The organism is Xenorhabdus griffiniae, assembly GCF_037265215.1.
In the GTDB taxonomy this organism is placed as follows: Bacteria; Pseudomonadota; Gammaproteobacteria; order Enterobacterales; family Enterobacteriaceae; genus Xenorhabdus; species Xenorhabdus griffiniae.
Genome location: NZ_CP147737.1, coordinates 3,110,594 through 3,123,047 on the forward strand (window position 1 = coordinate 3,110,594; position 12,454 = coordinate 3,123,047).

At 45.7% G+C, this 12,454-nt stretch carries 3 protein-coding genes; all 3 read left to right on the forward strand.

Going from position 1 to position 12,454, the window contains the following annotated elements; genetic code table 11:
- Positions 1-431: 431 nt before the first annotated feature.
- The 3 genes from WDV75_RS13550 to WDV75_RS13560 all read left to right on the forward strand — a co-directional run bounded on the left by WDV75_RS13550 (position 432) and on the right by WDV75_RS13560 (position 12,453).
- Positions 432-2,066 (forward strand): cyclic peptide export ABC transporter, encoded by a 1,635-nt coding sequence (locus WDV75_RS13550; protein WP_273558293.1) that lies wholly within the window; start codon positions 432-434, stop codon positions 2,064-2,066.
- Positions 2,067-2,505: 439 nt separating this feature from the next.
- On the forward strand, positions 2,506-5,745 hold the full coding sequence (locus WDV75_RS13555; protein WP_273558292.1) for a non-ribosomal peptide synthetase: 3,240 nt from the start codon (positions 2,506-2,508) through the stop codon (positions 5,743-5,745).
- Positions 5,746-5,781: 36 nt separating this feature from the next.
- The gene (locus WDV75_RS13560; RefSeq protein WP_273558291.1) at positions 5,782-12,453 is read left to right on the forward strand and encodes a non-ribosomal peptide synthetase; all 6,672 of its coding nucleotides are present in this window, start codon (positions 5,782-5,784) and stop codon (positions 12,451-12,453) included.
- The last annotated feature ends 1 nt before the right edge of the window (position 12,454 follow it).

The following is a 12,454-nucleotide window of genomic DNA, read 5'->3' on the forward strand; positions in this document are numbered from 1 at the left end:
CATTAGATTAAAAAAATCATGCCGAAATTAAAATCTGATAGCAAATATAATTTCACCATCAGGACGATATAGTGAAGAAAATGTTAACAATATCCCGATCTAGAATCCTTGACTAATTCCCATTTACAAAAAAGCGTGATGTTTATCCTCTTGATTCTCTTTTGCCTGTTAATAGTAATGCCATTCCTTCTCTTTTCTCAGCCCAAAAACCAAGCACTTTTTCGAGACTCCAATACTCCTTATCATCATTAAAATAACCCATCTATATAATAACAAATAGTTACCATTAACATTGAGAATTATATTTATTAATATTGCCATGCCATAAATCACGCTTGCAGTTTTATAAGAAAAAAATAACCATAGTGGATTGAGTAAGCAGATATATGAATTTTCATATTAATTATAACCTCCGAAATGGCTTGTTTTTTATGACTCTAATAGCTTATTTATATCGTCAATCTTGGGTATTACTGTTGGTATCGACAATAAGCGCATTAATTAGTGGGTTTGCCGGTGCTTCGATAGTTGGGATGATCAGTCAAGGAGTAACAGAAGAAATTAACCTGATTACATTTCTTTGGAGCTTTTTTGGTATCTGTTTTATTTTTTTTATTACTAAGACTGTGTCAGAAATTACATTATCGCATTTAGCCCAATCCACGGTTTTTTCATTACGTCTAAGTTTAAGTAATAAAATTTTGCGGGCACCACTTAAAAAACTACATAAACTTGGGCGGCACGGTCTATTGGCGGTTTTAACCAAAGATGTCGATGTTTTTGTACACTCCTTTATGTTGGCCCCCTCTGTTTTTGGTAATATCACCCTAATCATAGCCTGTTTTGGTTATTTAGCCTGGATGTCATGGCAACTGTTTCTCATTTTAGCGGCACTTAGCCTTATCGGTATGTATGTGTTTTATCTATGGGAAAAATATCCATTACAATTAATGACAGATATGCGTGATCAAATAGATAAAATATACCTTAATTTCCAAAGCCTGATTGATGGCAGTAAAGAGCTGCAACTCAATAAACAAAAAGGAAATCTTTTCATTGATAAAGTGATTGCACCTGCTGCCAAAGTGTTCCAGGAGATCTGTATTAAAGCGAACTCCAGCTATGCTTGGGTGATTAATGCCAGTTCTGTAACATTTTATGTCATGATTGGTATTATTATTTTTGTTGTTCCGATTTGGCTTCCCCAGGAACCATCAACATTGGTGACTGTATCGTTGCTTGTTCTCTTCTTATCAGGCCCAATCAGTGAAGTTATTGGCGCAATTCCGGAGCTGAGAGAGGCGGAAGTTTCATTAAATAAAATGCGGCGTCTTGACAGCCAACTGGAAGAAGCCCTGTCGGCACAAATTGAAGGTCCCAACCCATTTAACAAACAGCAAGCCATCGAGATTGAGCTGAAAGATGTTATCCACCATTACACAACGGATAAAGAAGATCGCCAGTTTGCACTCGGTCCATTAAGTTTAAAAATATCGCAAGGTGAAATTGTTTTTATTGTCGGTGGGAATGGCAGTGGGAAAACAACTCTTGCTATGTTGCTTGTTGGCCTGTTTGAGCAAGAATCCGGTACTATCTCATTAAATGGTGTGGAAGTTACACCAGCAAATAATGAACATTATCGTCAACATTTTGCGGCCGTTTTTTCTGATTACCATCTATTTGAGCAGTTACTCAATAGCGATGCGAATGTCACCGAAAAAGCAACACATTATATTGAAGCATTAAATATGGCGCACAAAGTTAAAATTGTTGATGGCGGATTTTCCACCACAAATCTTTCCGCAGGTCAACGGAAGCGACTGGCTTTAGTTTCAGCTTACCTGGAAGACCGCCCTATTTATCTGTTTGATGAGTGGGCCGCCGACCAGGACCCTGTGTTTAAACGCTTATTCTATACTGAACTACTGCCGGAATTAAAAGCCAGAGGTAAAACTGTCCTGGTTATTAGTCATGACGATGCTTACTTTAATATATCTGACCGCATTATTAAATTAGAGGATGGTCATATTAAAGAAGTTGATCACAAGGACCATTATATTCAATAAAATGAAATAAAGCTTATCGCAGAGAGCCTGATAAAGCAGGCTCTTATTTCACTTTATATACCCAGAAAAACCTGAGAAAAAATCACTAACGGTAATAAAATTTATTACATAATTCCTATAATAAAATGAGATACATTAGAAAAACATTATTAGAAATGTGTAATATGTCAATCATCTTTCAAGACGTGCCTTATATCTCCGCCGCTAAGCGGGGAGATATAAACAATTACATTGATTTGCAAGCTGCAACTTGAAGTTGGATTGGTATAAACATAACTTCCTAATCGGCAAGAAGGAATTAAATAAATATAAAAAATAAGACTGTTCTTTTTTATTAGAATGGTCAGTTATTTTTATTGTTAAAACCCAAGTGTGATTTTTTGTTTTATCAGTTCTCATGTTTTTATTTTTAATGTACCCATAAAAAGGGAGCTATAGAATGAATTACCCTGAAAAATTGAAATCATTCCCTTTATCAGAAGCTCAACGCAGCCGCTGGTTTCAATATCAAATTGACCCTGACAAACGCGGTCAAAATAATAGTGCATTTTGTGCACGCATTAAAGGATTAACGGCCAAGCGTTTAGAAGAAGCTCTCAATAAACTGGTACAAAGACATCCGATGCTGCGGGCAAGTTTTGGACTACACCACGGCGAATTAGGTTATTGCATCGCAGACAGCGCTAATATCACACTTGCAGTACAGGATGCTCAACATCTTAGCGAAGAAACGCTTAAACAGCGTGTTCACGACGATTGCTGGCATATGTTTGACCTGGCCCATCCGTTGCGGGTTTATGCCAGCTGGTATCAATGCAATCAACAAGAAAGTGTCATGGTCTTGACCTTTGATCATCTGGCCGTTGATGGCTGGTCTTATTGGATGCTGTTAGATGAACTTGATGCTCTGCTGTCGGCAAAACCCCTGGAACCCGCACCAGAAAATAGTTTCCACGATTATGTGGAATGGCAACAACAATGGCTAAAAAGTACCAGCGCTAAAAAACAACAACAATTCTGGCAAAACACATTGGCGGGGGATTTAGCTGTCTCACAATGGCCACCGAAAAACAGCCCCCTGCCCGCCACAGGAAAAATATCGTTAAAGAAAATCATTAACCAGTCACTGACGCACAAGCTGCAAACATTAGCACTAAAATATGACAACAGCCTATTTGCTGTTTTTCTGGCTGCTTACCAAATTCTTCTCAGCCGTTATACCGCAGTGGATGACGTCATTATCGGTTCTATCTTGCCGGGCAGAGGCCGTGCACGTTGGGGAAAATTAGTCGGCGAATTTATCAATCCGGTTGCTTTACGCTGCCAGATAAACCGTGATATGACCGTACAGGAACATATCACACAAGCGATGAAGACTATTCGGCAGGGTATTGAAAACCAGAAATATCCGTTCACCAAGATACTGGAACAACTAAAACTGCAACGCAATGCAGAGGTTCACCCCGTTTTCCAGACAGTCATGATATTCCAAAAAGCCAGATATATCGGTGACCTGACTACCCTCTGGATGGCTGAAGATGACGATATCACGGTACAGTGGGGAAATGCAGAGTTACGACCTTTCCCATATCCCCTCTATGCCGATGTCCCCGTTCCATTGATGATAAATGTCTTAGAATCTGGCGAGCATATTGGTTATACCTTTTATTACGACACGGCAATATTTGACGCAGCATTCATCTCCCAGCTTATGCAAAACCTTTTGACTCTGCTGGAAGCGATGGTAAACGACGAACAACAGACAATTGATCGTTTGCCATTGATGGATGAACAGGCACGTCAGAAAATCCTTCATGATTTTAACAATACGGATAAGCCCTTCCCGCAACACGCCTTAATCCATCAATTTATTGAGCAACAAGCAGCACGCAACCCAACTGCCATTGCACTGCTATATGAGAATACGCAGCTCAGTTATATGGAATTGAATCAGCGGGCTAACCAGCTAGCTCATGCCCTTGTCGCAACGGGAATTCATCCCGATGATCGCGTCGCCGTTTGCATGGAGCGTAGTTTGGATATGGTCATTAGTCTGTTGGGGATTTTGAAAGCGGGGGCGGCTTATGTGCCACTCGATCCGGAATATCCCACAGACAGGCTCGCTTATATCCTGTCAGACAGTGAACCTGTGATCCTGCTAACTCATCATGGCTTGCAAGAACAACTGCCCGTGACTGAAATTCCTGTCTGGTTTTTAGATAATCCCACCGTTCAGGCTAATATTACCCGCCAGGATAATGATAACTTAGAGGCCGCTTATTTAGGGCTGACATCACGTCATCTGGCCTATGTCCTCTATACCTCTGGCTCAACCGGACTCCCCAAAGGGGTGATGAATGAGCATCGCGGCGTGGTTAACCGTTTGCTTTGGGCGCAAGAAGCTTATCAATTAACCCCACACGATCGCGTCTTACAAAAAACGCCGTTTAGTTTTGATGTTTCCGTCTGGGAATTCTTCCTTCCCCTGATGGTTGGGGCGCAATTAGTGATGGCTCGCCCCGGTGGTCATAAAGAACCGCATTATTTATTGGAAGAGATAGAACGCCGTCATATCACGACGATCCACTTTGTGCCCTCCATGTTGCAAAGTTTTCTCCATTACATTCCGGCCGGACGCTGCCTTTCCCTACGCCAAATTTTATGCAGTGGGGAAGCGCTGCCTTATGCCTTGCAACAACACTGTCTTTCTCACTTGCCTCACAGTGAACTGCATAATTTATATGGCCCCACGGAGGCCGCCATTGATGTCACGGCCTGGCAATGTGTTCCGGATCGCTATATCGGACAAGTGCCGATTGGACAGCCTATTGCCAATATCCAAATCTATATTCTCGATACTCATGGAGAAGCCGTTCCAATTGGTATGGCGGGGGAAATTTATATCGGTGGAGTGGGTGTCGCCCGTGGTTATTTAAACCTGCCTGAATTAACCGCTGAACGTTTTATTAACGACCCATTTAATGCCGATCCTGATGCTCGTCTGTATAAAACTGGCGATCTGGGACGTTGGCTACCAGATGGCAGTATCGCCTATCTGGGACGCAACGACTTTCAAGTCAAAATTCGCGGATTGCGTATTGAGCTGGGTGAAATTGAAACTTGCCTGACCCAGTGTGCGGGCATTCGTGAAGCGGTGGTGATTGCCCGTGACAATGGACCCCATGACAAACGACTGGTTGCCTATTTGATCCCAAATCAGGATAGCACCCCAAGCATTTCTCAACTGCGTGAGCAATTAAGCCGCACTCTCGCCGATTACATGATACCGGCTGCCTTTGTGGTAATGGAGGCGTTTCCTCTCTCGCCAAATGGCAAACTCGATCGCAAAGCTCTGCCTGCTCCCGATCACACAGCGATGTCAAGTCGTGAATATGCGGCTCCAGAAAGCGAAACCGAAACGCAATTGGCCGCCATTTGGCAAACATTATTGGGGCTGGATCGGGTAAGTCGCTATGACAACTTCTTTGAGCTAGGTGGTCATTCTCTGTTAGTGCTACAGCTACAGTCGCAAATAAAACAAACATTTGATGTTGAATTATCTATTCATCAACTGTTTTCCCACCCAACCCTCTGTCAACTTGAAGAATGCATTATTGACTCTCTATTGCTGCAATTCGATTCAGAGTCTCTGCAAGATGTTTATAAATCAATGAATTAGATTTTAATTTACCTTGTTTTAAATGGTGATAATCAAATGAATAATAACGAGCTTTCATCTCTACCATTAGCGGAACGCAGAAGACTACTTGAGTTAGCCAAATCAGCAAAAATAACCCGCCAATCGACACAAAAGACAACAATCACGGCTCAACCGCGTGATAACGGCGTGCCATTATCCTGGACACAACAACGTTTATGGTTTCTTGCTCAGTTAGATCCTGCTGCACAAACGGCATACCATATGTCAGTAGGGTTGAACCTACAAGGCAAACTAAACCTGAATGCCTTGCAAGCAGCCTTGGATCGCATTGTGGCACGCCATGAAATTCTGCGTACCACTATCGTGACGGTAGAAGGCGAAGCCCAACAAATCATTCATGATGCAGATTGTGGTTTTCCCCTGATACAAGAAGATTTCAGCCAGTCCTATTCCGCAGGAACGGATCCAGAACAACAAGCGGCCATTGAAAAAATCGCCTGTCTTGAAGCAAACCACCCTTTTGATTTTGTTCATGGCCCATTAGCACGGGGACGCTTGCTAAAACTGGCAGAAGATCAGCATGTCCTGCTGTTAACTCAACACCATATTATCTCTGATGGCTGGTCAGTCAGTGTCTTTATGCAAGAACTGTCCACACTTTATCGCGCATTCTGTCAAGGACAGCCTGATCCCATGCCCGCCCTGACCATTCAGTATGCTGATTATGTTCTCTGGCAGAAAAATGAGTTACAGGGAGAGGCGCTGGAAAAACAGGTCGAATTCTGGCGTAACACCCTGCAAGGTGCTCCCGCACTTCTGGAAGTACCTAGCGACCGTCCACGCCCCGCGAAGCAAAGCTATACCGGCGGACGGGTTAATATTATTCTTCCTCCCGCATTACAGACCGGTTTAAAAGAACTCAGCCAGCGTCACGGAACCACCTTATTTATGACGTTATTGGCGGGATGGGCTACATTGCTTGGCCGACTGAGTGGTCAGGATGATATTGTGATTGGCACTCCCATCGCCAATCGCCAGCAGCCTGAATTAGCCCCTTTAATCGGCTTTTTTGCCAATACATTGGCGTTACGTGTGCAATTGCATAATAACCCCAGTGTCAGTGAACTACTGGCACAAGTAAAAGAACAAGCAATCAATGCCTTTGTCCACCAAGACCTGCCCTTTGAACAATTGGTCGAGATCTTACAACCTCCGCGCAGCTTAAGTCATAGCCCCATTTTTCAGGTCATGCTGGCAACCAATAATACGCCGGGACAACGGCATTTTGAGCTGCCAGGATTGGTATTAGATGAGCGGCCATTAATCAGGGATAGTGCTTACTTTGACCTGACATTAACCCTGGATGAAACTGAAAATGGGTTAGTGGGTGATCTGGAATATGCCCGTGATCTGTTCGACCACGCCACGATTGAGCGTATAGTCAGCCACTTAAACTCCTTGCTGGCGGCAATGGTGGCTGATGATAGCCGGCGCGTGGCTGAACTGCCGTTGATAACACCCCAGCAACGCCAACAATTGTTGGTGGATTTTAATGACACAGACTTCACCTACCCACAAGATAAGTTGATCCACCAGCTCTTTGAACAACAAGCAGAATCAAGACCTGATGCTATTGCCTTGGTGTACCAAGATACGCAACTAAGTTATGCCGAACTAAACCAACGCGCCAACCAACTGGCCCACCGCCTGATTGCCTTTGGTATACGCCCAGATGACCGCGTGGCACTGTGTGTCGGGCGCAGCCTGGATATGATCATTGGCATGTTAGGCATTCTCAAAGCAGGGGCAGGTTACGTTCCATTCGATCCAGAATATCCTGCCGAACGGCTGGCTTATCAGTTATCAGACAGCACACCAAAGTTATTATTGACCCAAAAACAGTTACAGCCAAGTTTACCGCTGACGGAAGTGCCGTTCTGGTTACTGGATGATGAAAATTATCTAAATGTTGCGGCACAACAGCCGACCCATAATCCTGATGCCAGCCAGTCAGCACACCATCTGGCCTATATTATCTATACCTCCGGTTCGACTGGATTGCCTAAAGGCGTGATGCTGGAACACCGTAATGTCGTCAATTTTATTCATGCTCAACATCAAATCAGCCATCCCCAACCAGGGGATCGCATTCTGCAATTTGCGACCATGGCATTCGATACCTCCGTCTCAGATATTTTCCCGACCCTGGCTGCGGGGGCAACTTTAGTCCTGCGTCCTGCCCATATCCGTGTACCGGATATAGAATTTATCGATTTTTTACAGCAGCAGAAGATCACCATTATGGATGTGCCGACTGCGTTCTGGCACCAATGGGTACAGGAGATGAAAGCCGATCGTACAGGTTTCAGCCCTTACCTGCATACGGTGATTGTCGGTGGTGAGAAAGCGGAATACCGCCATTGGGTAGATTGGCAATCATTGCCCGAAACGCAACGCTGCCGTTGGATCAACACTTATGGCCCAACTGAAACCACCGTGATCGTGACTTCACTGCTCCTAAATGGTGTCACCCCCACCGAGATTATCCATAGCATTCCTATTGGCCGCCCCAATGCCAATTCCCGTATTTATATTCTCGATCCCTTCGGTCAACCTGTTCCCATCGGTGTCAGTGGAGAGATTTATATTGGTGGCGCCGGTGTCGCTCGTGGTTACTTAAACCGACCAGAACTGACGGCAGAACGCTTCATACCCGATCCGTTCAGCAAAGAAGCTAATGCCCGTCTATATAAAAGCGGCGATCTGGGGCGCTGGCTGCCGGACGGTAACATTGAATATTTAGGACGCAATGATTTTCAGGTCAAGCTACGTGGCTTCCGTATTGAATTGGGAGAAATCGAAGCGCAATTGGCAGCTTGCGACGGAGTTAAAGATGTTGTCGTCATTGCCCGTGAAGAAACGGCTGGCGACAAGCGTCTGGTTGCCTACCTGATACCACAACCTGGTGTTACGCTCACGCCTTCCCATCTGCGTGAACAATTGAGTATCCACCTGATGGAGCACATGATCCCCAGTGCATTTGTCATACTGGACACCTTCCCCCTATCCGGCAGCGGTAAATTAGATCGCAAGGCTTTGCCTGCACCGGATCGTACTGCCATTGTCAGCCGTGAATATGAAGCCCCTCAAGGGGATATTGAGCAGAAACTGGCAGAAATCTGGCAATCCCTGCTGGGGCTGGAGCAAGTGGGACGTCATGACCATTTCTTTGAGTTGGGTGGTCACTCTTTACTGACAGTACAGATGGCAACCCGCTTGCGCCAGGTTTTCAACCTTAAAGTGGACTTGCAAGATCTATTTACTCATCCCATTTTGTCCGATTTGGCACAATCACTGGATACAACCAATCAACCAGTACAACATGCCACACAACCAGCGATATTACCCGCCGACCGGCAACAAATTCTGCCACTCTCCTGGGCACAACAACGCCTGTGGTTCCTGGCGCAGTTAGATCCTGCCGCCCAAACGGCATATCACATCTCTGGTGGGTTACGTCTGCAAGGCCAGTTAAACCTGAATGCACTGCAAGCGGCTTTGGATAAGATCGTTGCCCGCCATGAAATTCTGCGCACCACGATCAAAATGGAGGAGGGTATTGTCCGGCAAGTCATTGCCGATGCGGAGCGTGGCTTCAAGTTGACCATTAAAGATCTCAGCCAGTTAACTGAGACAGAAAAACAGGCGGCTATTGATACCGCCGCTCAATTTGAAACTAACCATCCCTTTGATTTTGCCCTGGAGCCATTAATTCGCGGACAATTGCTAAAACTCGCCAATAATGAACATGTTCTGTTGTTGACTCAGCACCACATGATTTCGGATGGCTGGTCATTAAACATCCTGATATATGAATTCACCACCCTCTACCGTGCTTTCATTCAGGGGCAAAACGATCCACTGCCTGCACTGACAGTGCAATATGCTGACTATGCTCTCTGGCAGCAACAATGGCTACAGGGTGAAGTGCGGGAAAAACAGGTCAGTTTCTGGCGAAAAGCCCTGCAAGGCGCTCCGGCGTTACTGGCGCTGCCAACAGACAGGCCACGCCCTGCGGTTCAGAACTACCATGGCGATCAAGTGGCATTCACCCTTTCACCTGCATTAAGTGATGGCTTAAAGGCATTGAGCCAGCGCCATGGTGCCACATTATTTATGACATTGCTGGCTGCATGGTCAATCTTGCTTGCCCGCATCAGTGGTCAACACGATATTGTTATTGGAACCCCGATCGCTAACCGGCAGCACCGTGAATTAGAGCCGTTGATTGGTTTCTTCGCCAATACGCTGGCACTCAGGATAAAACTGGAAGATAACCCCACCGTTAGCACGTTATTGGCACAAGTCAAAGCCCATGCACTGGCAGCTTATGTACATCAAGACTTACCCTTTGAACAATTGGTCGAAGCGTTGCAACCGCCACGTAGCTTGAGTTATAGCCCGATATTTCAGGTTATGCTCGCGCTGGATAACACACCGATACAACAATCCCTTGAATTACCCGGTTTAGTGTTGGATGAATTGCCGTTGACCCGCAGAAGCACCCATTTCGATCTGTCACTTTCCATGAACGACACCAATAATGGGTTAATTGGCGAATTGGAATACGCCAGTGATCTGTTTGATCGTGCCAGTATTGAACGGCTGGCACGCTACCTGCAAACCCTGTTAGCCGCGATGGTGGTGGCTGATAATGCTCTGCGGATACAAGATTTACCGTTGCTGCAACCGCAACAACGCAAGCAGGTATTAGTGGATTTCAACCATACCGCTCAGCCCTATCCACAAGACAGGTTGATCCACCAATTATTCGAACAACAAGTGGAACAAACACCTGATGCGCTCGCATTAGTGTTTGGTGATGACCAACTCAGTTACGCCGAACTGAATCGTCATGCTAACCAACTGGCTCACCATTTGATTGCGTCTGGCGTGCGTCCCGATGACCGTATCGCTATCTGTGCCGACCGCAGTCTGGATCTGATCATTGGTCTGTATGGCATCCTTAAAGCGGGTGCAGGTTATATTCCCCTTGATCCGGAGTACCCGACAGAACGACTGGCTTATCAGCTATCAGACAGCCAACCTACCTGGCTGTTAACTCAGTGCCATTTACAGACACGTTTGCTGACACAAGGCATTCCAATCTTATTGTTAGATGATGACAGCCATCGTAACGCGGTGGCACAACAACCCACTCATAACCCTGATGTTCGCCAACTGGGACTGCAACCCCATCATTTGGCCTATATCATCTATACCTCCGGCTCCACGGGCAAACCTAAAGGGGTGATGCTGGAACACCGTAATGTGATGAACTTTATCCATGCGCAACGCCAGACCAGCCAGCCACAATGGGGTGATCGTATTCTGCAATTTGCGACCATCGCCTTTGATACTTCGGTATCCGATATCTTTCCAACCCTGGCCTCCGGCGCGACACTGGTTCTGCGTCCGCCTCATATCCGAATACCGGATATCACTTTTGTCACCTTCTTACGCGAGCAGAAGATCACCATCATAGATATGCCAACTGCCTTCTGGCACCACTGGGTACAGGAGATGATGGCAGGTCGCAGTAGTTTTAGCCCCTACCTGCACACCCTTATTGTCGGCGGCGAAAAAGCAGAACATCGTCATTTAATAAACTGGTTATCTCACCCGGAAACGCAATCCTGCCGTTGGATTAACTCCTATGGCCCGACTGAAACCACCGTTATTGCCACAACCTTAACCGTAGATCATCTGACGATAGATAACACGCAAGTTCCATATCTCAATGACAATATTCCGATTGGTCGCCCATTACCCAATACCTGTATCTATATTTTGGATACCCTCGGTCAACCGGTTCCTATTGGTGTCCGTGGTGAAATTCACATCGCTGGTTCAGGTGTTGCACGGGGTTATCTGAATAAGCCGGAGATGACAGCGGAGAAATTTGTCGCCGATCCATTCAGCGCACAGCCAAATGCGCGCATGTACAAAACCGGTGACTTAGGACGCTGGTTGCCAAACGGTATGATTGAATATCTGGGACGCAACGATTTTCAGGTCAAGATACGCGGCTTCCGCATTGAACTGGGGGAAATTGAAGCACAACTCGCCACCTGTGAAGGCGTCAGAGATGCTGTAGTCATCGCCCGTGAAGAAGAAACCGGCGACAAACGTCTGGTAGCCTACATCATTCCACAATCCGGTTTCACACTAGAAGCCAATCGCCTGCGTGAACAACTCAATAACCGTCTGGCTAGTTATATGGTGCCTGGCGCGTTTGTTGTGCTGGAAGCCTTCCCGCTAACCGGAAGCGGCAAATTAGATCGCAAGGCACTGCCAGCACCGGATCGTTCCGCCATCGCCAGCCGTGAATACGAAGCGCCCCAAGGTGAAATCGAACAGCAAATTGCCGCTATCCTGCAGAATTTATTGGGACTAGAACAAATAGGACGCCATGACAGCTTCTTTGATCTGGGTGGAAACTCCCTATCAATCATTCAGTTAATGGCAAGATTACGTGATGCATTCCATCTTGAAGTGTCTATTCAAGACATATTTACCCATCCAGAACTTTCTGAACTCGCCGAGCTTATCGCATCAAGACAGATCGAAACCTTTTTCGCACAAGAAGACATCGAATTGCTGCAAAAAGAATTGGAAAACTTGTCCGAAGATGAACTGCGTGCCCTGCTAAATGGAGATAATTAAT

Excerpts from the sequence above, each read along its gene's own strand:
- WDV75_RS13550 (WP_273558293.1), top strand. The coding sequence starts at position 432 with ATGACTCTAATAGCTTATTTATATCGTCAATCTTGGGTATTACTGTTG.
- WDV75_RS13555 (WP_273558292.1), top strand. The coding sequence starts at position 2,506 with ATGAATTACCCTGAAAAATTGAAATCATTCCCTTTATCAGAAGCTCAA.
- WDV75_RS13560 (WP_273558291.1), top strand. The coding sequence starts at position 5,782 with ATGAATAATAACGAGCTTTCATCTCTACCATTAGCGGAACGCAGAAGA.